Source organism: Pseudomonas sp. PGPPP4 (assembly GCF_002256045.1).
Lineage (GTDB): Bacteria > Pseudomonadota > Gammaproteobacteria > Pseudomonadales > Pseudomonadaceae > Chryseomonas > Chryseomonas oryzihabitans.
In genome coordinates, this window is sequence record NZ_NKID01000002.1 from 261414 (window position 1) to 285750 (window position 24337).

Consider the following 24337-nt stretch of genomic DNA (forward strand, 5'->3'; position numbering starts at 1 on the left):
GAGGTTCAGGGGCGGCCAGGCGTGATGCCCCCGGAGCGGTACCCGCTTGCAGGCGCCGACTCCGACTACCGCCGCGGATCGCCGAGCCCAAACAGCCGGGCCGGATTGTTCACCAGAATCCGCTGACGATACCCCGCAGGCAGCCAGTGCGGCATCGCGTCGTATTCCTGCAGGAAGCTGGTCTGGCGCTCGTGCTGGGTATGCGGCCAGTCGCTGCCCCAGACGAAATGGTCCGGCCCGAAAGCGGCCAGCAGGCACTCGGCGGTGGCCTGCGCACGCTGCCTGATCAGCGCGCTTGGGCTGTCCTTGGGTGCGTTGCGATAGGGCGCCGACAGCTTGAACCACAGCGCGCCACCCCGGTCGGCCCAGCGGCAGAGTTCCATGATGGCGGGGTCGCGGTCACCCAGATCCGGATCGGGACGCCCAAAGTGATCGACCACTACGGTCACCCCAGCCTCCAGCGCCGGACCAAGCAGCGCCAGCAGATCGCCAGCATGTCGATGCAGCTCCAGATGCAGGCCGTGCTCTGCCAGCCGCTGCAGGAAGGGTCGCCAGGGAGGCGCTGCAAGATCGGGCAGCGGCTGCCCCATGAGGTTGAGTCGAACGCCGCAGATGCCCTGGCAGATCAAGGCTGCCAGGGCGTCTGTTGACACCTCGGGCTCGACCACCACCACGCCGCGCAAGCGCCTGGGTGCCTGGGCCAGGCAATCGAGCAGCAGGCTATTGTCGGTGCCGAGAAAGCTTGGTTGCACCAGGACGCCATGGGACAGCCCCACTTCATCCAGATGCGTCAGGTAGCGGCTGAGAGGCGCATCGTAGTCGGGGCTGTAGCGGCGTTCTGCCGCCAGCGTCTGGCCGCGATGGAACACATGGGCGTGGCTGTCGACGCCGGTGACGGGATCAATTTCCGAACGGATCATGGCAACTCTTGGCTGGGGATGGACCGGCTGCCTAGTGGCGAACCGGTGCAGAGGCATCCTGGTGAGAAGGTGTCGGCGTCTGATCGACATCCGAGAGACGCTGCAGATCTCGGCCGCGGGTTTCCGGCAGTGCCAGGACGGCGATCAAGGCGATGCCGTAGGCGATACCGGCATCGATGCCGATCGCCGATCCCAGCGACATGGACGCGCTCATATGGCCCACCAGAAAGGGGAAGACCGCGGAGAGTACCCGTCCGAAGTTGTAGCAGAAACCCACGCCGGCGCCACGGATCTCGCTGGGATAGAGTTCGTTGAACAAGGCACCCAGGCTGGCCGGAATACCGGCGGCAAAGAAGCCCAGCGGAAAGCCGAGGAACAGCATCTGCGTATTGGTCAGCGGCAGGCTCACATAGGCCTGCACCGTGAGCACGCAGCAGAAGGCGAAGAGGGCGACGTTGTAGCGGCGGCCGATGCGGTCGATCAGCACCGAGCTGGCGATGCAGCCGCACCAGAAGGCGAAGATGATGACCGCCAGGTAGCCACCCGAGCTCAGTACCGACAGCTGCCGTTCGGTCTTGAGAAAGGTCGGCAGCCAGGTCATCACCGCGTGGTAGCCGCCGTGGGCACCCAGGCCGAGCAGGCCGCCGAGCAGGGTCACGCGCAGGTATTGCGGCTTGAAGATGCCGAGCAGGGCACTCCAGAAACCGGCATCGGAACGGCTCTTGGCGGTGCGCTGGAAGGCTTCGGGCTCGGGGATGGAGCGGCGCACATAGAGGATCAGCAGGGCTGGCAGCAGGCCGAGGGCGAACATCACCCGCCAGGCATAGTCCTGCGGCAGGAAACTGTAGATCAGGGTGAACAGCAGCACCGCACCGGCCCAGCCCACGGCCCAGGCGCTCTGCACCGTCGCCATGACCTTGCCGCGGTGTTCGGCGCGAATGGTCTCGGCCATGAGTACGGCGCCAGCTGCCCATTCACCGCCGATGCCGAAGCCCTGCAGGGCCTTGACCACCAGCAGCGAGTAATAGCCATCGACGAAGGCCGACAGGGCGGTAAAGCCGGAGAACCAGAGGATGGTCCATTGCAGGACCCGCACCCGACCGAAGCGATCGGACAGGCTGCCGGCGAGCCAGCCACCCACGGCCGTGGTGACCAAGGTGATCCCGGAGATGAGGCCGGCATCGGCCTTGGTCATCGACAGGGCCACCAGCAATGCCGGAATGGCCAGGCCAAACATCTGGACCTCCAAGGCATCCACCGCCCAGCCGCCAAAGCAGGCCCAGAAAGTTTTGCGCTCACCGCGCGAGACGTCTTTGTACCAGTTGAACATGATGAGGGTGCCTCTTGTTTTTGGAGTGGCAGCTAGCGGATGTCGGTGCGGTAACGGAAGGTCAGGGCGTCGCCACGGGAGCGCCGCCATTCCAGCGGGCGGCCGTCGTAGCCCAGCGCGAGTCGCTCGATCTGCACCAGCGGTTGGCCCGCCGGGAGTTGCAGCAGACGCTCGCTGTCGGCCGCGCCCTGGGTGACGCTGAGCTGTTCCTCGGCGCGAGCCACGGCTTCGCCACAGTGCTGTTCATAGAGGGGGTAGAGCAGGGGGCCGAAGGCCTCCAGCGGGATGTCGAGCAGGGCGCCAAAACGAGTGGCATCCAGCCAGATATGTTCCTCGAGCACCGCGCGCCCGGCGATCAGGCGCAGGCGGTGCAGGTAGATGACCGCGCTGCCTCGGCCAGCTGGAGCGCCTTGGCCACGTCCGCCGGGGCCTGGCGCTGCTCTCTCAGCAGGATATGGCTGTCCGGTACCACGCGTTCGCCGTTGGCATCTTCGAAGCGGAAGAAGCGAAACAGCGAGTGATCGAATTGCGGCCGGCGAACGAAGGTGCCGCGGCCTTGGAAACGTTCCAGAACGCCTTCGTCTACCAGCAGATCCAGTGCCTTGCGCACCGTGCCGGGTGACACCGCATAGCGATCGCACAAGACGGCTTCGGTAGGAATGGCTTCACCCGGTCGCCACTGCTGCCGAGCGATGGCGGTGGCGAGGTCATCACGTAGCCGCTGGTACAGCGGCAGACGAGCGTCGACTGCAGTCATCTGGTCATCCATAGTTATAGTTATCTATATGAATTTGGATAGTGGCGAAGATGGTCGAGGGCGTCAAGGGGGCATGGGCAGGTATCAGGAGATCTGAAGAAAGGAGAGTCGCTACTTCTGCCTGGATGCAGTGGGGTCGCTCCGGTGTTCGACGTGGCCTGAGCGAGCGTGATAACGCCCGCTCAGATCGTCAGTTTCCGGCTGAACTTCGTTTCCATCACGATGTGCGAAGCCGTGTGGGCGACACCCTTGATCATGTTGATGCGGGTGAGCTCCGCATTCAGCTCGCCAAGCGTGTGGGTGGCGAGGTGGATAATGAAGTCCGATTCACCCGACACGGCATACACTGCCTGTACCGCTTCCATGTTGCGCAGGTGCGTCATGACATCGGTGTAGCTCTTGTTGGTACAGGAGGTCATGGTGAAGCAGTTGATCACCTGCTGCAGGCGATCCTGATCAATGCGAACGCTGTAGCCGGTGATCACGCCGGCCCGTTCCAGGCGGGTGATCCGCTCCTGTACGGCAGAGCGCGAGACGCCAAGCTTGCGCGCCAGGGCCGCGGTGGGCTCGCGGGCATTGGCCTGCAACAGAGCCAATAGCTGCCGATCCTTCTCCGTCAGTTGAAACAGCGCTCCGGTGTTGCGTGCATCCATGACTTTTCCTCGGCTCAGCGGTGTCCGTGCGCCCGGGCTTCCTGGAATTTATCCATCAGCTTGAGATAGGCATAGACGGTCTGCGCAGCCGCTGGCCCGACGGGACCGCCGTTCCATTCGAGGCCATAGGCGGAGAACAGCCGATAACGATCCGTCTCCCCACAGATGGCTTCCGCTATGACGCGGCCTCCGATCGGTGCGGTGTTCATACCATGGCCCCCAAATGAAGTACAGGTCCATACCCCTGGTGCCAGGCGACCGATGTGCGGCATCTTGTGGCGCGCATAACCCATCAGTCCGGACCAGGCCTTGGCAATTTTTAGGCCCTGCAGCTGGGGATAGACAGCGAGAATATCGCGGGTGAGTAACTGCCCCAGCCGCTGCTCGTCCTGCAGGTTGTGAGTGGTGATGTGACCGCCCCAAAGCAGACGATCGCCTTCGACGATGCGGTAGTAGTCCGAGGCGCGGCGATTGTCACCGACCGCATCCGTGGTGGTCACGGCGCTCCCGAGCCGCTCGCCCAGGGGCTCGGTCAGCACCACATAGGTGGCGATCGGCAGGAAGGCGCGGCGGAGTCGTCCGAACTCGGCGCCGCCGTAGCCTCCGCAGCAGTAGACCACGTCGTGACAGGTTACCGAACCCTGGTCGGTCATGACCCTGTGCCGATCCGCCTGGGTCACTACCTCGCGCATTGCTGTGCGCTCGTGGATCACGCCGCCGCCGGACTCGAATAACTCTGCCAGGCCCAGGCAGTAGTTCAAGGGGTGGAAGTGAAAGCCATGGGTGTCGCGCAGCGCCTGAAAATAACGATCCGTCTTCAGACGCTCACGGATCTGCTGAGTGTCCAGATACTCCAATTCGAAGTCGAAATCCTGCGCCATGCGATCGCGGATCCGTTGCAGATTGATGCCATCCTCGTAGCGCACCACGCTGAGCTTGCCGGGCGTGGGTGCACACCCGGGCAACTGGTGGCGGGCGATGGTGTCACGGACGATGTCGACACCTTCCAGCGACAGCCTGAACAAGGCAGCTGCTGTCTGACGACCGCAGCGCCGTTCGATTGCGGACAGGCCTTCCGACCAGCCCTGCAGCACGAATCCGCCATTGCGGCCGGAAGCTCCCCAAGCCACGCGATTCGCTTCCAGCAAGACCACCGAACGGCCACGTGCCGACAGCTCCTGGGCCGTACTCAAACCGGCCAGGCCGCCGCCAATGATGCAGACGTCCGCCACCACATTGCCTAGCAAAGGCGCGCGTTGCGTGGTCGCACGCATGGTTCCGGTGTAGTAGTTGTTGCTGTAGGCAGCCATCAGTGGATGTCCTTTTTCGGGCAGCAGTGGTCCTCGCACCCGCCGCTTGGCGGGTACGGGCGTCTGGAGCGGTGGTTACTGAATCAGAGTGAGATCAGTGCCATACCATTTTTGCGAGAGTTGCTTGAGCGTGCCGTCCGCTTTCATGTCGGTAACGGCCTTGGTCAGCTCGGCGTTGAAGGCTTCGTCGCCCTTGTCGACTGCAATGGCAAGGGGTTCGTAGTAGGCCGGTTTGCCCGACACGGCGGTGATGGGGTAACCCGCCTTGATAGCGCCCAGTACGGTCGGCAGCGCAGACAGGGTGGCGTCCAGTCGGGTGCCGTTGCCCATGCGCAGGTCGTCGAGCGGACCCATGCTGTCGCCATAGGTCAGGACTTCGCCAGGCTCCACCTCGTAGGTGAACGCGGGTACATCGGTGGCATCGATTTTCAGACGCCTGTTGATGTAGTCCTCTGAAGTGGTACCAGCCTCAACCCCGATCTTCTTGCCATTCAACTCGGAGAGCGTCGTCTTGGCTGCATCCTTGTGCACTGCGAACACATAGGGCGTGTAGTAGTAGACGGCGGGGAAATCGAGTACCCGCGCCCGGGCGGTTGTCGGCGTCATGGAGCCGACGGAGAGATCCCAACGATTGGCCCAGCGACCCGCGGTGATGATGCCGTACTCGGGGGTCACGAAGGCCACCTTGGTCCCGAGTCGTCGCCCGATCTCGGTCGCCACGTCGATGTCGAAGCCGCGCAACTGATTGTCTTCGCCGAGAAAGGACTGCGGCGGCCAGTTGGCTGCGGTAGCCACCTTCATGACCTTGGTCTGGTGAATGCGGTCCAGGGTCGCGCCGGCCCAGGCGGAGGGCAGGGCGGCACTCAGGGCGGCAGCGGTGGCGAGAGCGGTGAGAAGGCGAGCGGCTGGGGTCATGAGGATGTCTCCGAATACACGTTTGTTGTTGTCGTGAGGGGTGTAACGGCTGCGGTCAGTGACTGAGGATCTGCGAAAGAAATTCGCGTGCCCGTGGCTGACGTGGGTTATCGAAGAATTCGTCCGGACGGGCCTCTTCAATGATCTGGCCCTGATCCATGAAGATGATCCGGTCGGCCACCTTGCGCGCGAAACCCATCTCGTGGGTTACGCAGAGCATGGTGATGCCGTCCTGAGCCAGTTCGCCCATTACATCCAGAACCTCCTTGACCATCTCCGGGTCGAGCGCCGAGGTCGGTTCGTCGAAAAGCATGATGCGTGGCTTCATACATAGCGCCCGGGCGATGGCGACCCGCTGTTGCTGGCCACCGGAGAGCTGGCCGGGATACTTGTCAGCCTGGTTGGCGATCCGCACCCGCGCCAGATACTGCAGGGCAATCTTTCTTGCCTCAGCCTGGTCGAGCTTGCCGACCAGGCGGGGCCCCAACATCAGGTTCTCCAACACCGTCAGGTGCGGGAAGAGGTTGAACTGCTGGAACACCATGCCGACCTGTCGGCGGATACTGGCTACGCTGGCTGCTTCGCGGGTCAGCACCTGACCCGCGATCCGCACCTCGCCTCGCTGGAAGTCTTCCAGCAGGTTCAGGCAGCGGATCAGCGTCGACTTGCCTGAGCCGGAGGGGCCGCAAATCACGACGATCTCGCCGCTGGCGATGTGCAGGTCGATCCCCTTGAGGACCTGGAAGTCGCCGTACCACTTCTGCAGATCGCGCACCGAGACGGCCGTGTTGAGGTTGGAGGAAACAGAGGTCTGATGCATGGGATGCTCCAGGTTAGCGGTGGGCGCGGTCAAAGCGCTTTTCCAGACGGGCCTGCACGGTTTCGAGCAGGATCGACAGCACCCAATAGAGCACCGCGGCCGTGATCAGCATTTCCAGATGGCGGAATTCTGCACGCCCTTGGGTACGGGCCAGGAACATCAGCTCCCAGACCCCGATCACCGACACCAGAGAGCTGTCCTTGAGCATCGAGATGAACTGGTTGCCGGTCGGCGGAATGATGAGCCGCATCGATTGCGGCAGGATCACGCGCGTCATGGCCTGGAAGGGGGTAAGACCGATTGCCCGGCAGGCCTCCCATTGCCCGCGCGGGATGCTGCTGATTCCGGCGCGAAAGATCTCGGTCATGTAGGCGCCGTAGCACAGTGACAGCGCCAGCACGCCCGCCGGCACCGCGCCCACGACATAGCCCAGCTGGGGAATGCCCAGATAGATCAGGTAGATCTGGATCAGCAGGGGTACGCCGCGAAAGAACGAGGTGTAGAAGCTTGCGATGGCGACGGCAAAGCCATTGGCCGAAAGGCGCGCGGTGGCGCCGAGCAAGGCCAGTACGAAGGCGATGGCGATTGAAAGCGCAGAGACGTAGACGGTGGTGAACACCCCTTGGGTGATCATGAAGCCGACTTTGCTGAGGATGAAGCTGTAGGACAGATCGAAGGTATCGAAGAACAGCAGGAACAGCAGCAGCAACTCGCACCAGACGGTGACGACCTGAGCCTTCAGCGGAAATCGGCCGAGGATGAACAGGTTCAGCATCAGGGTAAGGGTAAGGGTGCCGGAGACCACGATATTGCGCAGCATGGGCGCTTCCAGGTCGAGCACGATCGGCCCCATGAGGCGGGCCAGACCGCCCTCTCCGACGCCATAGACGCAGGCCAGGAGAAAGACTGCGACGGCTACCATGGCCATAAAGGGAAGGCTGTCTGTCGCACGCGGTTTGACGATGTGGTCGCGATACATGGCTCGGTCCTCACGCGCTTGGCGCTTTTCTTGTTGTGAGGCCATTGTAGGGAGGCGTTGTGCAAGGCAGTACCCGGCGAAATAGGTCACTTTGCTGGTAAATAATTGAAAATAGCTGGGTATGATCTGTCGATTTGATAACTTGGGCTGGCGAATGGATAGAGCGGCGAACGTCACTGAACGATGCTATCCGGATACCCTGAAAGGTCAGGTCCGCTGCCTGAAGACCGTCTCGGAGCGGTCAGCGCTCAGGCCATGACATGACAGTTATCTCGAGGGTCCGATCTCCGCGGTGATGCATCTCCTGTAGACCTTTCGGAGAGCGGTTGGCCGTAGCGCGGCGATCCCATGCGACCTGGACACTTGCTGTTGAGGCGTGGTCTTAGGAAGGTGTGATGAGCTGCCGCGGTGGACCAACTTTCCTGCAGGCTGCCGTTCCTGGATGACCTGATGAACAACGACGAGGAACCTCCTGATGACCCTTCCGCTACGCCTGTACGAACTGACCGGTGCCGACGACAGCTGCCGCTTCAGCCCCTATTGCTGGCGCATACGGCTGGCGCTGGCGCACAAGGGGCTGCCGGTCGAGACCGTGGCCTGGCGCTTTCACGAGAAGGAGGCCATAGCCGCTTCCGGGCAGGGCAAGGTGCCGGTACTGGTGGATGGCGAGCAGTGGGTAAGCGACAGCTGGGCCATCGCCGAGTACCTGGATCGCCAATACCCCGAGCGGCCCTCGCTGCTGGGCGATGCTTCGCTCAAGGCTACGACGCGCTTCATCAACCAATGGGTCGCGGACAGTGTCCATCCCGCGCTGGCGCGGCTGATCCTGCCCGACGTCCATGCGGTGCTGGATGAAGCCGATAAGGACTATTTCAAGCGAACCCGCGAAGCGGCATTTGGCGTCTCGCTGGAGGCCCTGGCTGGGCAGCGCGAGACGTCGTTGCAGGCCTTCCGCGATGTCCTCAAGCCCCTGCGCAGCACCCTGGCCCTGCAGGACTACCTGGCGGGTGAAGCCCCGGCCTATGCCGATCACATCGTCTTCGGCGCCTTTCAGTGGGCGCGGATCGTCAGCACTCAACCTCTGCTAGCCCAGGACGACCCCATTACGGCCTGGTGCGAGCGGATGCTCGACGCCTACAACGGACTGGCGCGGCAGACGCCTGCGGCAACTGAGCGATAGCGACTCGAGCCGGCGGCGTCAGACAGTCGGGGATCAGTGACTGTACCCGGTCGGCTTGTTGCGGATGGTCTTGAGCAGGTCTTCCGGGCTGATGCTGGCGAGCGCCTTGGCCGCGGCCTGGCTGCCGGGCAGCGGCAGGTCGAGGATGTGGCCCTTCATCTTGCCCACCACATGCATCTCGCAGGGCTTGCAGTCGAACTTCAGGGTCAGCACCTCGTCGCCGTGGACCAGTTGCATCGGCGCAACCTTGGTGCGCACGCCGGTGACGCCCTTGGCCTGCTTGGGGCAGAGGTTGAAGGAGAAGCGCAGGCAGTGCTTGGTGATCATCACCGGCACCTCGCCAGGCTCTTCATGGGCCTCGTAGGCCGCGTCGATCAGTTGCACGCCATGGCGATGATAGAAGTCTCGCGCCTTTTGGTTGTAGACGTTGTAGAGAAAGGACAGGTGCGACTCGGGGTATACCGGCGGTGGATTGGTCTCGGCCTTGCGGCGGCCGCGCGGGTGGGCGGCGACGCGGGCGGCGGTCAGCTGCTCGATGGCCTCGCGGCGCAGCGCCTTGAGCTGCGAATTGGGCACGAAAAAGGCTTGGGGTGCATCCAGGCTCACGCTCAGGGCGTGGTATTCGGTGGTGCCCAGCTGGGTCAGTAGATCGCGCAGGCCCTCCAGCGCCTGCTCCGGCTTGTTGGCCACACCGAAGGGACCGTCCAGGGCAACGGAGACACTGACGCCTTCCTCGCTGGTGGCGGTCAGCTGTAGCCGCTGCTCGCGCAGCTCAACCTGCCAGCGCACGCCGATGCGACGCTCGGCGCTGGTCTTGAGCAGGGCCTGCTGCCAGTTGTGGTCCAGGTTGCGCGACAGCGGGTGATTGGGTCTCAGGCGGAACAGCCCCTCGGGCATCTCGTTGGGTTCGACGCGATAGCGATAGCGCTTCTGGCCGTCCTCCTCGAATTCGCCCTTGAGCTCGGCGACGTTGGCGCGAAAGCCCACCACCTCGCGCTTGACCAGCACGTTGAGGCCGTCGCCGTTGGACAGCGGCTCCTCGGTCACGGCGATGAAGTCGCGCTTGCCGACCTTTTCCACCTGGCCCACCGGCAGACCGGTAAAGGTCGGCGAGTCGAAGGCGCCGATGTCCACCTTGCGGTCGGTGACGAAATAGTCGGTGCTGCCGCGGTGGAAGGTCTTGTCCGGATCGGGCACGAAGAAGTGCGCCGTGCGACCGCTGGAAGCGCGCGCCAGGTCGGTGCGGTCTTCGAGGATCTCGTCGAGCAGCTGGCGGTAGTAGGCGGTGATGTTCTTCACGTAGCCCATGTCCTTGTAGCGCCCCTCGATCTTGAAGGAGCGCACGCCGGCCTCGACCAGGGCGCGCAGGTTGGCGCTCTGGTTGTTGTCCTTCATCGACAGCAGGTGCTTCTCGAAGGCCACCACCCGACCCTGGTCATCTTTCAGGGTGTAGGGCAGGCGGCAGGCCTGGGAGCAGTCGCCCCGGTTGGCGCTGCGGCCGGTCTGGGCATGAGAGATGTTGCACTGGCCGGAGAAGGCCACGCACAGGGCGCCATGGATGAAGAATTCGATGGCCGCCTCGGTCTCGGCGGCGATGGCCGAGATCTCCTGCAGATTCAGTTCGCGCGCCAGCACCAGCTGGGAGAAGCCGGCCTGGTCGAGAAACTTGGCCCGCGCCAGGGTGCGGATGTCGGTCTGGGTGCTGGCATGCAGCTCGATCGGCGGGATGTCCAGTTCCAGCACGCCCAGGTCCTGCACGATCAGCGCGTCCACGCCGGCGTCGTACAGCTGGTGGATCAGCGTGCGCGCCGGCTCCAGCTCGTCGTCATGCAGGATGGTGTTGATCGTGGTGAACACCCGTGCATGGTAGCGGCGGGCGAATTTCACCAGCTCGGCGATCTCGCTGACCTCGTTGCAGGCATTGTGCCGCGCACCAAAGCTCGGCCCGCCGATGTAGATGGCGTCGGCCCCATGCAGGATGGCCTCCCGGGCGATACCGACATCGCGGGCAGGGCTGAGCAATTCCAGATGGTGCTTGGGCAGGGACATGGCGGTTCTTCTCGATCAGGCGTGGCACGGCAAGGCGCGCATTGTAGCGGGCGAGGGGGAGGAGGGCACGCCTGGGGTGCTGGGTGGTTGGATGCGGTGGATAGCGCAGCGCAAGCACCTGGCTGGGGTTACAACTACGCGAAGCTCTGGACAGGACAGCTCCCGAGTAAGCTGAAATGCGGCCCGCGCCATACCGGCTCGAGGTCCTAGCTCACCTCCGGCACCGCTGGCTGCCCCAGCAACTCCTCCAGAATGCTCAGCCTGAACTGCCGCTGCAGGGTCACCGCATAGAAGCGCTCGGCGATTTCGGGCACCTCGGCATAGAGCTGCAGGGCGCCGCTGCGCAGTTCGTCCTGGACCACCACCGCGGGCAGCAGGGCCATGTCGCCGGAGTCGCGGGCGAGCAGGCGCAGCAGGGCCATGTCGTCGACCTCGGCGCAGATGCGGGGTGTCAGCCCCTGGCCGCTGCAATAGACGTCGAACTGGCTGCGCACGTCGCTGCTGCGACCGGGCACGATCAGGCGGGCCTGTTGCAGGTCGCGGTGGAGATCGAAGGGGCGACTGTCCTGGCGCGGCGGGCCGATCAGGCACACCGGCTGCCGGTGCAGCAGGCGGCATTGCCAGGTGCGCTGGCTGTCGGCGCTCACCGCCTGGTTGGTCAGCACCACGTCCAGCTTGTGCAGCGCCAGGCGCTCCAGCAGTTCGTCGACGCTGCCGGATTCGAGGGTCAGCACCAGGTCTTCACGACCGAGGAAGGGGCGCAGCAGGTTTTCCTGGAAGTTGCGCGAGAGGGTCGCCACGGAGCCGATGCGCAGCGTCTGGTTGGCTTCCCGGGTGTTCTGCAGGGTGTCCTGCAACTCGCTGCCCAGGGCGAAGATGGTCTCGGCATAGTCCAGCACCAGCTGCCCGGCTTCGGTCAGCCGCAGGCTGCGTCCGGAGCGGATGAACAGGGGATGGCCGAGCTGATCCTCCAGCACGCGGATCTGGGTGGAGAGGGCGGACTGGGAGACATGCAGCGCCTCGGCGGCGCGGGTGAGATTGCCTTCCTTGGCCACGGCCCAGAAGTAGTGCAGGTGATGAAAATTGAGTCGGCGCATGGTTCGTTCTTCAAAAGTGAACGTTAGGTTCTGATCAATCTATTTTAAATAATTCGTACACATCCGGACACTGGCGGCATCTGGTGTTCATGGAGTGTGCACGATGTCTAGTCTGCTGTTTTCCCTGGCTCCGCTGTTGCCTTGGGTCTATGCCCTGGCGCTATTGCCCGCAGCCTTCCTCGCTTCACCCAGCCGACTCTGGCTACCCGCACGGGTCGCGGGTTATCTGGGTATCTTCCTGGTGCTGGCGGCCTGGCTGCAGGCGCTCCACGCCACCCGGCACCCCGACCGCCTGGGCCTGGCGATGGCCGGGCTGATCAGCCTGCTGGCACTGGTGATCATCGAGTATTCCCGGCGCTATCTGGAGGGAGAGGCCGGGCAGCGGCGCTATGTGCTCGCGCTGCTCGGCACCCTGGCGGCGGTGGCCACGGTGGTCACCAGCGGCAACCTCGTGCTGGTGGCAGGCGCCTGGATCCTTTCCAGTCTGTGCCTGCATCTGTTGCTGACCTTCTACCGCGAACGCCCCCAGGCCGTGGTCGCAGCCCACAAGAAATTCCTCGCCAGCCGCCTGGCCGATGTCAGTCTGCTGCTGGCGACCCTGCTGCTGGTACAGGCCGGCGGGAGCAGCCAGATCTCGCTGATCCTCGCCGCCGTGACGGCACAGGTGCAGGTGGGTGGTCCGCTCGGCTGGGAATGGCAGGGCGCGGCGCTGCTGCTGGCGCTGACGGTGATCCTCAAATCGGCGCAGTTGCCGGTGCATGGCTGGCTGATCCAGGTGATGGAGGCGCCCACGCCGGTCTCGGCCCTGCTGCATGCTGGGGTGGTCAATCTGGGCGGCTTCGTGCTGCTGCGCTTCGCCCCACTATTTTCCGCCGCGGTGCCGGCGCAGAGCCTGCTGGTGCTGGTCGGCGGCCTGACCGCGGTCCTGGCCGCGCTGGTGATGATGACCCGGATCAGCATCAAGGTCCGCCTGGCTTGGTCGACCTGCGCGCAGATGGGCCTGATGCTGCTGGAATGCGGTCTGGGCCTGTACGAACTGGCGCTGGTGCACCTGCTGGCCCACTCGCTCTACAAGGCCCATGCCTTCCTGGCCGCCGGCGAGACGGTGGCCCACGCCCGCCAACAGGCCCTGCAGCCGCCGGCACCCGCGCTCGAGCTGGGCGGCCTGCTGCGGGCGCTACTGATGGCCGCGCTGGCGCTGCTCCTGTTGCAAGGCCTCTGGCGCTGGCTGCTGCCCAGCCATGAGCTGCCCCTGGTGGCCCTGACGCTACTGGCGATCGGCCTGGCGCCCTGGTGCCTGCGCCGCGACCAGGCCGCCCATGGCCTGCTCATGTTCGGCCTGCTGCTAGGCGCTTACCTGCTGTGGCATCAGGCGGCCGGCTGGCTGCTCGACCAGCACCTCGCCACGGCGCCACTGCCGCTGACCGTGGTGGCCATGGCCATGCTGATTGGTCTTTACCTGGTACAGGGCCTGCTGCTGGCGCGACCGCACGGCGCCTTGGTGCAACGGCTCTACCCCCTGGCTTTTGCCGGCTTCTACCTGGACGAGCACTTCACCCGCCTGACCTTCCGCCTGTGGCCGGCGCCTGCGCCCCAGCCGCTGAACGCAACCCTTGGAGACCGCGCATGACTGCCTTCGAACCCCTTCCCAGCTTCAAGCACCACGCCCTCCACGAGGCGGCGCGTCAGGCCTGTGCGCGCATCGCGCCGACCTGGCCGCTGGATCGCATGATCGCTGTGAACCCGCTGTGGGAGCGGCGCGATCAGGCCTGGCAGGCCGTGGCCGCGCAACTCTGGCAACGGGCCGGCAGCCGCCTGACCCTGGACGCGGTCGACTATCACCAGGCCTGGCAGGAGGGGCGCATCTCCGAGCGTCATCTGCAGCAGGCGCTGGCCGAGCAGGGGCTGTCCTGTAAGTCGGCACGACTGCTGGAGACGCTGAACGCCCCTGCCGAGGTCGGCCAGGGGTTGCCGCTGCTGGAAGACCTGGCTGAGCCAGGGATCCCGCTCCCGGGCTGGCCGACGCTGATCACCCACCAGATCGGCCAGAGTTGCGCGGCCTGGTTCGATCACGAACAGGCGGATTGGCGTCCGTCAGACGGTGGCGGGCTCTATCAGACCTGGCGCGCGAGCCTGCTGGCTGACCGGGGCTTGAGCGTACTCAGCGGTTGTCGCGAGCTGCACCGGCGGATCGCCGAATTGCCGGCACTACCCGAGACGGCCCTGGAGGCGGCGGTCGAACGCCTGGGGCTACCAGAGGCAGACTGGGCCGCATGGTTCGACTGCCTGCTGCTGCGCAACCTGGGCTGGGCCTCCTGGTGCGCCTATCGGCACTGGCAGGCCCGGCTGCAGGGCGAGGACGACCGCACGCTGCTGGAGTTGCTGGCCATTCGCGCGGCCTGGGAGTGGTTGGTGGATGATCGGCGCCGCGATGCCGACAGTCGTTGGCAGTGCTGGCGTGCGGCTTGGGAGGAGGGCTTGCAGCGAATGCCTTCGGCCAACTGGCAGGCCCTGCAGCTGTGGCAGCGCGCCGACGAGCTGGCCTGGCAGGAGCAACTGCAGCGGGCCCTGTGCCAGAGCATCCCCGCAGCCTCGCCCCCGGTGCCCCTGGCCAAGCTGTTCTTCTGCATCGACGTGCGCTCCGAGCCGCTACGGCGCGCCCTGGAGCAGACCTGCCCGGCCCTGGAAACCGGCGGTTTCGCCGGCTTCTTCGGGCTGCCCATCGCCTTTACCCCGCTGGGTACCGGTGCCACGCGCCCGCAATTGCCGGGTCTGCTCGCGCCGCAACTGCAGGTCAGCGAGGGCAGTGGCGATGCCATACGGGATCGGCAATTGGCACAGGTGCGTCAAGGTCGTCTGGCGCGGCTGGGTCGCTGGCGGCTGTTCGAGCGGCTGCCGGCCTCGACCTTCACCCTGGTGGAAAGCGTCGGGCTGGGCTATGCCGGGGCGCTGTTGGGACGGACCTACGGCCTGGCCGGTGGCGCGCCTTCGCCCGAATTCAGCGCCTGGCGCCGCCATGAGCGGCAACAGCTGCAACCACAGCTGCCGGAGATGTCACAGCTGCAGCGGGTCGACCTGGCCGAGCGGATCCTAAAGGCCATGGGCCTGAACGGACCGGTGCCGCCCCTGCTGGTGCTGCTCGGCCATGGCAGCCAGAGCGCCAACAACCCTCAGGCGGCGGGTCTGGATTGTGGCGCCTGCTGTGGTCAGAGCGGCGAGATCAATGCGCGGCTGCTGGCCGGCCTGCTCAACGATGCCCAGGTGCGCGATGGGCTGCGGGTGCGCGGCCTAGACCTGCCACCGCACTGCCAGGTACTGGCCGGGCTGCACAACACCACGACGGATGAGGTGCAGGTCTTCGGGTACGAGTCGCTTCCGGCAGAGCTCAAGCCCAGCTGGCAGCGCCTGCGGTTGGCGCTGGATAGCGCCAGCGCCGAAGTGCGACGGCAGCGGGCGGGCAAACTGGGCCTGGCACCGCTGCCGGCGCAGCCGGAAAGATTGCTCGGCCAGTTGCGCCGGCGGGCCCGTGACTGGGCGCAGACCCGGCCGGAATGGGGCCTCGCCGGCAATGCCGCCTTCATCGCCGCACCGCGGGCGCGCACCCGCGCGGTGGACCTGGAGGGCCGCGCCTTCCTGCACGACTACGACTGGCGGCAGGACCAGGAGGGCAAGGTGCTGGAGCTGATCATGACGGCGCCCATGGTGGTGGCGCACTGGATCAACTTGCAGTACTTCACCTCGACCACCGACAACCTGCGCTTCGGCAGCGGCAACAAGTTGCTGCACAACGTGGTGGGCGGCCATATCGGCGTGTTCGAAGGCAACGGCGGCGACCTGCGCATCGGTCTGGCGCGCCAGTCGCTGCACGACGGCCAGCAGTGGATGCATCGTCCGCTACGCCTGCACGTGGTGATCGAGGCGCCGCGCGCCATGATCGATCAGGTGATCGCCAACCACACCGTCGTACGCGATCTGGTGCGCAACGGCTGGCTGCACCTGCTGCGTCTGGATGGCCTGCCGGCTTGCCTCGAGGTGCGCACGGCCGGCGGGTGGCAGCCGTTGCCTAGGGTCTGACGCCTGCCGGCGCCCGGCCGCCTGCTGCTGCAGACGGCCTGGTATGGCAGGGCTGGCATCCCTGACCCAGAGATCGAGGCCGGGTGCTAAGAAGTCAGCAGTTGCCGCCTCAGCAGCGGAAGGATCATGTCGCGGGTCAGGGGCGCCAGCGGCAGATCACCGGGCTCGTCCACCGCGACCCACACCGCCTCTGCTATTTCGGCGGCAGGCACCGCCTGGTCCCCCGCGCGTAGAGTGACCTGATACAGCGCGCACTCGACCCTGAATCCGGGTTCGTTGGCCGCGGGCGCCTTATAGTTGCCGAGAAAGGTCGCGGCCTCTGCGGTGATAACCAGGCCAAGTTCTTCCTGCAATTCGCGGAGCAAGGCTTCCAAAGGCTGTTCACCCGGATCCACCTTGCCGCCCGGTTGCATGAAGGTGGTGGTACCGCCCTTGCGCACCAGCAGCAGCTGCCGGCGTTCGTTCAGGAGGATGGCGGCGGCGATGTGAAGGGTAGGGGTCAAGGCATACGTCCCGGTCAGCGTGGGCGGATCACCCTGCAGTGAAGCGAGCGAAAAGGCAACCGGCGGCGCTCCTGGCTACGCCTGGCCATGAGGGCGCGTGGCGGCCGTCGAAGATCTGTTTCAGCGATCGCTGTGCAGCGCATAGCCATTGAACTCGGCCGCGAACAGCAGGGCACCCCAGAGGAAGAGGTCCGTCTGCAGGAACTCGCGCTTTATCGAAGCGAACTAGATGCCGCGTTGCAGGGAAAGGGAGGGATCGATCAGCCACCCCAGAAGGACGGCTGCCAGGCCCAGTATCATGGCGATAGCGCCGATGCTCTTCAGGACGTGCCTCACCTCGGTAACCCTCTGCGCGAAAACGGCATTCAGCGAATGATCGCCGGGGGTCAAGGGTATCGATCGGTAAAAGGCCGCGTGTAAAACTTCCTGAACGCTTGTAAACAAGTGTTAAAGCGCGGCCCCGGGCAACGTGAGCCTACTATCAGCTAGGCGCTCACCAGGCGGCCCGGGGCCTTTGATCCAGGCGGCTACTGCTCTGCCTCGGGTAGGGCGCTCTCAACGCAACATCCGAAAGGTCTCCCGCAGATCCGCCACGAATTGCTGCGGATTCTCCATCGCTGCGAAGTGTCCGCCGTAATCGGCCTCGCCAAAGAACCGCAAATCGGCGAAGCGCCGCTCGGCCCAGCGGCGGGACAGCCGCAGCTGCTCGCCGGGGAACATACTGACGCCCGCGGGTAGGGGAAGCGGCGCGCTGGGCATGCCGTTCGCCATCTCGCGCCTGGCCTCCCAGTAGAAGCGCGCCGAACTGGCGCCGGCATTGGGCAGCCAGTAGAGCATGATGTCATCGAGCAGATGATCCAGCGCCAGGACGCGCTCGGGCTCGCCCGCGCTGTCCGAGACGTCCTGGAACAGGGCGTAGATCCAGGCCGCCAGGCCTACGGGCGAGTCGGCCAGGGCGAAGCCCACCGATTGCGGGCGGGTCGTCTGCAGCTTCATGTAGCCCGAGTATTGGCGTTCATAGCGTGCGGCGTCGGCGAGCATCTGCTGCTCGGCCGGCGTGGCCTCGGCCACCTCCTGCGCGGTGGGCTGGAACATCACCATGTTCAGGTGCACGCCGGCCAGGCCAGTCGGGCGCATATGGGCCAGGGCCGTGGTCACCGCGGCGCCCCAGTCGCCGCCCTGGGCTAGCCAGTGATCGCCGTAGCCGAGTCGGCGCATGAGTTCGATCCAGGCCTGGGCAGTACGGCCCACTCCCCAGCCGGGCTCGCTCGGCTGGTCCGAGAAGCCGAAACCGGGCAACGCGGGAATGACCAGGTGAAAGGCGTCAGCGGACTTTCCACCATAGGCTACCGGGTCGGTGAGCGGACCTATCACCTCGCGAAACTCCAGCACCGAGCCCGGCCAGCCATGGGTGAGCAGCAGTGGCGTGGCCGCCGGTTCGGCAGAGCGCACATGCAGGAAGTGGATGCCGAGGCCATCGATCTCGGTGCGGCTGCTACCCCAGCCGTTCAGCAGGGCCTCGGCCGCCCGCCAGTCGTATCCGCCGCTCCAGCGCTCCACCAATGCCTGCAGGCGTCCGAGTTGCGGTCCCTGACTGCCATCGCTGGCGGTCTCACGGTCGGGCCAGCGCGTGAGTCTGAGGCGTACGGCCAGGTCGTCGAGCTGGGTTTGCGGGACGGCGATAGGGAAAGGCTGGATGAGGGCTGTCATGGTGGTTCTCGCGGTGAAGGGACGAACTCGAATAACTGAACGTTATCGTTCAGTTTACAGGATCTGTCAATCCGCCTAAGGTTCGCCCATGAACGAGATAACCAAACCCCGCGGCGGGCGACCGCGCCGCGAAGAGGCGGGCGATGTCGATCGTCGCCTACTGGACGCTGCCTTCGAACTCTTCCTTGCTCAGGGCTTTGCCGGGACCTCCTGCGAGGCGGTAGCGCGCCAGGCGGGAGCGGGCAAGGCCAGCCTCTATGCACGCTTTGCCAACAAGGATCAGCTGTTCGAAGCGGTGATCCGCCGTCATTCGGGAACCCTGCCGCAGATCGAGCCCTTGCCCTCCGGCTTGCCGCTCGCGGAGCGCCTGCGGCTGGCCGGGCAGGACATGCTGGAGCACGCTTCACGGCCGGAGACGCTGGCGATGATGCGACTGGTGATCGCCACGGCAGATCGCTTTCCAGCGGTGGCAGCCGAGGCGACCCGGATCGGTTGGGAGGCAGGGCGCTTGCGGGTGCGGCAGGCCATCGAGGCGGGCCCGGACCAGCCGGATGACGTCGAGCGCCTGCTCGAGGGGTTCATCGATCTGGTCTTCGCGCCGCATCAGTTGCGGGCGCTGCTGGGTGACGATCCTCGGGAATTACAGGCCCAGGCCGCGCAGCGGATCGAGCGGGCGATCCGCCTGCTACTGGGCTGAAAGGGTCTGGCGAGCTATCGCTGGAAGGCTTCAGCGGCGAGCCTCCCCGTCCGCGCCTGTCGCCCTCACTCCTCGCTCGACGCGAACCCCTCCAGCCAGCGCGCTTCCGAGCAGAGCAGGTGGTGGCGCATGGCGGTCTGGGCGCCGATCAGGTCGCGGGCTTCCAGGGCGCGCAGGATGGCCTCGTGCTCGGCCACCGCGACGCCCCAGGTCTTCTGGCTTTCGGTCTGCTCGGCGACGTGGGTGGAGATGGGGCTGTGGCGCTCGTCGAACAGCGAGGCGATGATGCGCACCAGCGTGGAGTTGCCGCTCATCCGGGCCAGGCGGCAGTGGAACTTGCGATCGTCCTCCATGGGCGACAGCCCCTGGGCGATCTTGTCGCTCATGTTCTGGATGCACTTCGCCAGGTAGCGGTAGTCGGCCTTGCCGCCCAGGGAGCAGGCCAGGACGATGGCCGCGCCTTCGATGATCGCCCGGGCATGCATCAGCTCCGAAGGACTCTCGCCGAGGGTGGAGGTCCGCGCGCCGTTGTTCAGCAGGGCCGCGTTCACATAGATGCCGGAGCCCTGGCGGACCTCGATGCTGCCTTCGATTTCCAGGGCGATCAGGGCTTCGCGCAACGACGGTCGGGAGACGCCCAGCAACTGCGCCAGGTCGCGCTCCGGGGGCAGGCGGGTGCCGGCTTCGATGGCGCCTTCGCGGATATGCTGGCGCAGGCGGTCCGCGATCTTCTGGTAGAGCTTTCTTTCGGTGGTGGCAGTGGGCAGCGTCATCGATGAAACCTGCATCTTCAAGGGCTTCAGTATCTCATGGGCTGCCCGGATCGGCGCCAGCGACCTAGGGCAGGGCGGCCAGCTCGAACAGCGGGCTCGCCAGTTGCCACTTTTCCGATCCCGCCTCCGGCGAGGACAGCTGATAGCGCGCCATCAGGGTTTCCCATTCCTGGACCTTCGGATTGCGCTGTTCCAGCGCCTGCATGCGGGCGAAGGAGAAGTCCGGCCCGGCTTCGAGCAGCATGGTCAGGCGGCAGCCGAGGCGCCAGATGGTCATGTTGGCGACGCCGGCTTCGCGCAGATGGGCGATGACCTCGGGCCAGACCGCGGCGTGCTGGCGTTCGTATTCGGCGATGAGTTCGGGGTCGTCCCGCAGGTCCAGCAGCAGGCAGTAGCGTGTCATGGTCTCGCTCCTCGGCCAGGTCAGGCCCGTTAGATTTCGACGATGGCCTTGACGACGCCGCGGGCCGGGTCCAGCAGCTCGGCGAAGCGGCTGGGCAGCTCGGCCAGTTGCAGGCGGTGGGTATTGAGCGCCGCATCCGGGATCAGGCCCTCGCGCAGGCAGCGCTCGACGTGCTGGAAGTCCTCGGCGGTGGCGTTGCGACTGCCCAGCAGGGTGGTCTCGCGCTTGTGAAATTCGGGGTCGGCGAAGCGGATGTGGTCCTTGACCACCGAGATCAGCACATAGCTGCCGGCATGGGCGACGAATTCGAAACCCCGCTCGATGGCGCGGGCGTTGCCGGTGGCGTCGAACACCACATCGAAGAAGTCGCCATCGGTCAGCCGCGCCAGTTCGTCCTTGTCGCCGTCACCGACGGTGACCGTGGCGGCGACCTTCAAATGCTGGCGACAGAACGCCAGGCGATCGGTGCGGGTGTCGAGGACGGTGACCTGGGCCCCGGCGATACCGGCGAAGATGGCCGCGGCCATGCCGATCGGACCGGCGCCCACCACCAGCACGCGCTGGGCCTGGCCCAGGCCCGAGCGGCGCACGGCATGGGCGCCGATGGCGAGAAATTCCACCATGGCCGCCTGGTCGAGGCTGAGGCCCTCGGCCTTGAAGACGAAGCGGTCGGGCAGGCTGAGGTATTCGGTGAGGGCGCCGTCGCGATGCACGCCCAGCACCGCGATCCTGGTGCAGCAGTTGGTCTTGCCCTGGCGGCAGGCGATGCACTGGCCGCAGGACAGGTAGGGCACCACGTAGACGATATCCCCAGCCTGCAGGCGCCCGCTGTCGTCGGTTTCCTCGACGACGCCGGAAATCTCGTGGCCCATCACCCGTGGGTATTCCAGATAGGGCTGGTTGCCTTCGTAGATGTGCAGGTCGGTGCCGCAGACGCCGACCCGGCGGATGCGGATCAGGGTTTCGCCTTCGCCTCGGGCGGGCTTGGGCGTATCGCGCGAGACCAGCAGGCCGGGTTTTTCACAGATGACGGTCAGCATAGGAAGACTCCGCATCGCATCGGGATGCACGTTGGATTCAGGGCGGGGCGCTCGTTGGGAATGGCAGCGAACGTCTGGCGCCACGGAGGCGAGTGGAAAGGGCGGTGCGGCTTCATGCCGGGGCTCCCGCCACGGGGGCGTCGGCGTCCAGCAGGCCGCGCTGCTTGAGGGTGCTCCAGAACTCCGCCGGAATCGGCGTCTGCAGCCAGGCCAGGTTGCTGGCGACCTGCTCGGCGCTGCGTGCGCCGATGACCGCGGAAGCGACCGCCGGATGCGCCAGGGGAAATTGCAGGGCGGCGGCGGCCAGGGGGATCGCGAATGCCTGGCAGACCGCCTGCAGCGCCCGCACCTTGGCCATCACCGCCGGGGGCGCGTCGCCATAGTCGAAGTGCTGGCCACCGGCGAGGATCCCGGAGTTGAAGACCCCGCCGGCGACGATGGCATGACCCTGGGCCCGGCAGCGATCGAGCAGGGGCTTCAGGCTTTGCTGTTCCAGCAGGGTGTAGCGACCGGCCAGCAGGGTGCAGTCCAGCGGGCACTCGTCGAGGCTGTCGACCACCACCTCCCATTCGTTGACGCCCAGGCCGATGGCCTGGATCTGGCCACTGCTGCGCAGCTCTTCCAGGGCGCGGAAACCGCCGCCCCGGGTCAGCGCCTGCCAGTGGAGGTCATGCCGCTCGCCGTGGGTGCGGCGGCCGATGTCGTGCACATAGAGGATGTCGATCCGCGCCAGCCCCAGTCGCTGCAGGCTGTCTTCGTGGGACCTCAGGATGGCGTCGTAGCGGTAGTCGTAGACCGGCTTGAAGGGCAGCGGCCGTTCCCAGCCGTCGCCGTTGGCGCGCTCGCTGCCGTTGGGCGCGAGCAGCCGGCCCACCTTGCTGCTGAGCACGAAGTCAGCCCGTGGCTGTTCGTCGAGAAAGGCGCCAAGGCGATGCTCCGAGCGGCCATAGCCATAGAAGGGCGCCGTGTCGAAATAGCGGATGCCCTGCTGCCAGGCGCCGGCCAGGGTGTCGACGGCCTGCGGCAGCGGCATGTCCCGGTACAGCCCGCCCAGCTGGGAGCAACCGAGCCCGAGCACCGGCAGGGCCAGCGGGCTTTTCGCCAGGGGACGCCGTTCGGAGAGATTCATCGCCAGGCCTCCACTCAATAGAGCACGTTGCGTGCGTCAGGGCTGTCCAGGTTGGCCTTGTCGATGAGCAGGACGCCGGTGTCGATGAACTTGGGCACCTTCTGCTTCTCGATGACCTTGATCACCGTGGCGACCGATTCCAGGCCCATGCGATAGGAACTCTGCACCACGATGGCGTCCAGGGTGCCGTCGCGGACGAAGCCCTGCAGGTCTTCGTTGCCGTCGAAGCCGATGGCCTGCAGCTTGCCGGCCTTGCCGGACTGGGCGATGGCCCGCGCCATGCCGACCGCGGTGGGTTCGTTGGCGCCGTAGATGCCTTTGAGGTCGGGATTGGAGGCCAGCACATCGGTGGTCTGGTTGAGGGCGTTGGCCATCTGCGACTGGGAATAGAAGGGACCCACCACGGTCAGCTGCGAATGCTGCTCCAGGTACTTGCGGAAGCCGCCGACCCGGCCCACTTCCGAACCGGTGCCCGGCACATAGGACATGATGGCGATCTTGCCGGTCTTGCCGACCTTTTCGATCATGCGCTGGGCGGACAGCTCGCCGGCCTTGGTGTTGTCGGTGGAGAGAAAGGACTGGTAGTAGGGCGCGCCGCTTTCCGCCACCGAGGAGTCGATCAGCACCACCGGGATATGGGCTTCCCAGGCCTGCTTGATGGCCGGGACCAGGGCATCGGGGTCGGACGGCGCCAGCACGATGCCCGAGACGCCGCGATTGACCGCGTTGACCACCATATTCACCTCGTCCGCGATCGCCGATTCCGACGCCGGTCCCTGGAAGGTGACCTTGTAGTTGGCGTGCTGCTTGGCCGTTTCCTGCACGCCTTTCTGCACGTTCTGCCAGTAGTTGGAGTTGGCACTCTTGACGATGACGGCGATCTCGCCGTTACCGGCCAGCGCCAGGGACGTCGCGGCGGAGAGGGCGACACCCAGGACCACCTTCTTGAAGTTTTTCATCGGTCGTTCCTTGTTGTTGTTTTCGAGGGTTCACTTCTTGCGGTTGCGGAGCTGGTCGATACAGACGGTCAGCAGGATCACCAGGCCGATGATGATCTGCTGGGTGAAGCTGGAGACGCCGAGCATGTTGAGGCCGTTGCGCAAGACGCCGATGGTGAAGGCGCCGATCAGGGTGCCCGACACGCTGCCGATGCCACCGGAGAGGGAGGTGCCGCCGATCACCGCGCTGGCGATGGCGTCCAGTTCGTACATCACCCCTTCGTTAGGCTGGGCGGTGACCAGGCGCGACATCAGCACCGCGCCGGTCAGGCCGGCCAGCACGCCGGACAGCACATAGGTGAAGAGGGTGACCGCACGCACCTTGACCCCCGAGAGCCGGGCCGCTTCGGCGTTCGAGCCCACGGCATAGATATGGCGGCCCAGCCGGGTGCGGCTGAGCACCAGCCACAGGGCGATGGCCAGCACGATCATGATGATCACCGGGTAGGGGATGCCGGGAAAGATCACGTTGGGAAAGCCGTCGTCGCCGAGGCGTTCGATGCGACCCAGGGTGCCGTTACCGAGCGTGCCGAACGCGGCGCCGAGGCCGGAGATCGGCTGGGCATCGGTCAGTCGCAGCGCCAGGCCACGGGCCACCAGCATCATGCCCAGGGTGGCGATGAAGGGCGGCAGCTTGACCAGGGTCACGAACAGCCCGTTGATGGCGCCGCAGATCCCGCCGACGATCAGGCCGACCAGGATGCCCACCTCGATCGACGCGCCGGCCTTGACCGCCATGGCGTTGGCCACGCCGGCCAGGGCCAGCACCGAGCCCACCGAGAGGTCGATGCCGCCGGTGATGATCACCGCCGTCGCGCCGAGGCCGAGAAAGGCGATGGAGGTGACCTGCAAGGCCACGCTCATGCCGTTGCCCATGGTCAGGAAGGCGCTGCTCATGGAGGAAAACACCGCGATCAGTGCCAGCAGGCTGACCAGGGCGCCAAACTTCTGCAGAAATTCTTTTTGTTTTTCGGTCATTTCTCTGTCTCGCTCGACACGC

General features: G+C 65.6%; 22 protein-coding genes and 1 pseudogene. 5 read left to right on the top strand and 18 right to left on the bottom strand.

Going from position 1 to position 24337, the window contains the following annotated elements; all coding sequences use genetic code 11:
* Positions 1-65: 65 nt before the first annotated feature.
* The 8 genes and pseudogenes from CFE50_RS04060 to CFE50_RS04095 form a co-directional block, all read right to left on the bottom strand.
* Positions 66-920: an amidohydrolase family protein gene (locus CFE50_RS04060; protein WP_286731424.1), complete on the bottom strand. Its 855-nt coding sequence runs from the start codon at positions 918-920 to the stop codon at positions 66-68.
* Between the two features lie 31 nt (positions 921-951).
* Positions 952-2250, bottom strand: coding sequence for an MFS transporter (locus CFE50_RS04065; RefSeq protein ID WP_081320907.1), 1299 nt, complete (start codon positions 2248-2250; stop codon positions 952-954).
* Positions 2251-2282: 32 nt separating this feature from the next.
* Positions 2283-3019, bottom strand: a pseudogene (locus CFE50_RS04070) (GntR family transcriptional regulator).
* Between the two features lie 170 nt (positions 3020-3189).
* Complete coding sequence (locus tag CFE50_RS04075) at positions 3190-3660, bottom strand: Lrp/AsnC family transcriptional regulator (protein WP_133860947.1); 471 nt, start codon at positions 3658-3660, stop codon at positions 3190-3192.
* A gap of 14 nt (positions 3661-3674) precedes the next feature.
* Positions 3675-4970: an NAD(P)/FAD-dependent oxidoreductase gene (locus CFE50_RS04080; RefSeq protein ID WP_286731431.1), complete on the bottom strand. Its 1296-nt coding sequence runs from the start codon at positions 4968-4970 to the stop codon at positions 3675-3677.
* A 75-nt stretch (positions 4971-5045) separates the two neighbouring features.
* Positions 5046-5885, bottom strand: coding sequence for a transporter substrate-binding domain-containing protein (locus CFE50_RS04085; protein ID WP_286731434.1), 840 nt, complete (start codon positions 5883-5885; stop codon positions 5046-5048).
* A 55-nt stretch (positions 5886-5940) separates the two neighbouring features.
* Complete coding sequence (locus CFE50_RS04090) at positions 5941-6705, bottom strand: amino acid ABC transporter ATP-binding protein (protein ID WP_286731437.1); 765 nt, start codon at positions 6703-6705, stop codon at positions 5941-5943.
* Between the two features lie 13 nt (positions 6706-6718).
* A complete protein-coding gene (locus CFE50_RS04095; RefSeq protein ID WP_241810324.1) occupies positions 6719-7684 on the bottom strand; it encodes an amino acid ABC transporter permease in 966 nt (321 codons plus the stop codon).
* A 475-nt stretch (positions 7685-8159) separates the two neighbouring features.
* On the opposite strand from CFE50_RS04095, the gene CFE50_RS04100 reads away from it, so the two are divergent.
* On the top strand, positions 8160-8864 hold the full coding sequence (locus CFE50_RS04100) for a glutathione S-transferase family protein (RefSeq protein ID WP_286731438.1): 705 nt from the start codon (positions 8160-8162) through the stop codon (positions 8862-8864).
* Between the two features lie 33 nt (positions 8865-8897).
* Here CFE50_RS04100 and CFE50_RS04105 read toward each other — a convergent pair whose 3' ends face one another.
* Together CFE50_RS04105 and CFE50_RS04110 are read right to left on the bottom strand one after the other, a co-directional pair.
* Positions 8898-10913 (bottom strand): peptidase U32 family protein, encoded by a 2016-nt coding sequence (locus CFE50_RS04105; protein ID WP_286731441.1) that lies wholly within the window; start codon positions 10911-10913, stop codon positions 8898-8900.
* A gap of 206 nt (positions 10914-11119) precedes the next feature.
* Positions 11120-12010, bottom strand: coding sequence for a LysR family transcriptional regulator (locus CFE50_RS04110; protein ID WP_286731444.1), 891 nt, complete (start codon positions 12008-12010; stop codon positions 11120-11122).
* Positions 12011-12113: 103 nt separating this feature from the next.
* Between CFE50_RS04110 and CFE50_RS04115 the strand changes: the two genes are divergently transcribed.
* Both CFE50_RS04115 and CFE50_RS04120 read left to right on the top strand, forming a co-directional pair.
* The gene (locus CFE50_RS04115) at positions 12114-13640 is read left to right on the top strand and encodes an NADH-quinone oxidoreductase subunit L (protein WP_286731446.1); all 1527 of its coding nucleotides are present in this window, start codon (positions 12114-12116) and stop codon (positions 13638-13640) included.
* A complete protein-coding gene (locus CFE50_RS04120; RefSeq protein WP_286731447.1) occupies positions 13637-16084 on the top strand; it encodes a YbcC family protein in 2448 nt (815 codons plus the stop codon). Before CFE50_RS04115 ends, CFE50_RS04120 begins: the two co-directional genes overlap by 4 nt.
* Positions 16085-16170: 86 nt before the next feature.
* On the opposite strand, the gene CFE50_RS04125 is transcribed toward CFE50_RS04120, so the two are convergent.
* Positions 16171-16587: an NUDIX hydrolase gene (locus CFE50_RS04125; protein ID WP_286731449.1), complete on the bottom strand. Its 417-nt coding sequence runs from the start codon at positions 16585-16587 to the stop codon at positions 16171-16173.
* A gap of 132 nt (positions 16588-16719) precedes the next feature.
* On the opposite strand from CFE50_RS04125, the gene CFE50_RS04130 reads away from it, so the two are divergent.
* Positions 16720-17007, top strand: coding sequence for a hypothetical protein (locus CFE50_RS04130; RefSeq protein ID WP_286731451.1), 288 nt, complete (start codon positions 16720-16722; stop codon positions 17005-17007).
* 135 nt (positions 17008-17142) lie between these two features.
* On the opposite strand, the gene CFE50_RS04135 is transcribed toward CFE50_RS04130, so the two are convergent.
* Positions 17143-18297: an epoxide hydrolase family protein gene (locus tag CFE50_RS04135; protein WP_286731453.1), complete on the bottom strand. Its 1155-nt coding sequence runs from the start codon at positions 18295-18297 to the stop codon at positions 17143-17145.
* Positions 18298-18385: 88 nt separating this feature from the next.
* Between CFE50_RS04135 and CFE50_RS04140 the strand changes: the two genes are divergently transcribed.
* A complete protein-coding gene (locus tag CFE50_RS04140; RefSeq protein WP_058790494.1) occupies positions 18386-18994 on the top strand; it encodes a TetR/AcrR family transcriptional regulator in 609 nt (202 codons plus the stop codon).
* 65 nt (positions 18995-19059) lie between these two features.
* On the opposite strand, the gene CFE50_RS04145 is transcribed toward CFE50_RS04140, so the two are convergent.
* The 6 genes from CFE50_RS04145 to CFE50_RS04170 form a co-directional block, all read right to left on the bottom strand.
* Positions 19060-19767: a FadR/GntR family transcriptional regulator gene (locus tag CFE50_RS04145; protein ID WP_286731456.1), complete on the bottom strand. Its 708-nt coding sequence runs from the start codon at positions 19765-19767 to the stop codon at positions 19060-19062.
* A gap of 64 nt (positions 19768-19831) precedes the next feature.
* Entirely contained in the window at positions 19832-20170 is a 339-nt protein-coding gene (locus CFE50_RS04150) for an L-rhamnose mutarotase (RefSeq protein WP_286731459.1), read from the bottom strand.
* A 29-nt stretch (positions 20171-20199) separates the two neighbouring features.
* Positions 20200-21210 (bottom strand): zinc-binding alcohol dehydrogenase family protein, encoded by a 1011-nt coding sequence (locus CFE50_RS04155; protein ID WP_286731461.1) that lies wholly within the window; start codon positions 21208-21210, stop codon positions 20200-20202.
* 112 nt (positions 21211-21322) lie between these two features.
* A complete protein-coding gene (locus CFE50_RS04160) occupies positions 21323-22339 on the bottom strand; it encodes an aldo/keto reductase (RefSeq protein ID WP_286731464.1) in 1017 nt (338 codons plus the stop codon).
* 14 nt (positions 22340-22353) lie between these two features.
* Complete coding sequence (locus CFE50_RS04165; RefSeq protein ID WP_286731466.1) at positions 22354-23298, bottom strand: ABC transporter substrate-binding protein; 945 nt, start codon at positions 23296-23298, stop codon at positions 22354-22356.
* A 30-nt stretch (positions 23299-23328) separates the two neighbouring features.
* Entirely contained in the window at positions 23329-24315 is a 987-nt protein-coding gene (locus tag CFE50_RS04170; RefSeq protein ID WP_286731469.1) for an ABC transporter permease, read from the bottom strand.
* Between the last annotated feature and the right edge of the window lie 22 nt (positions 24316-24337).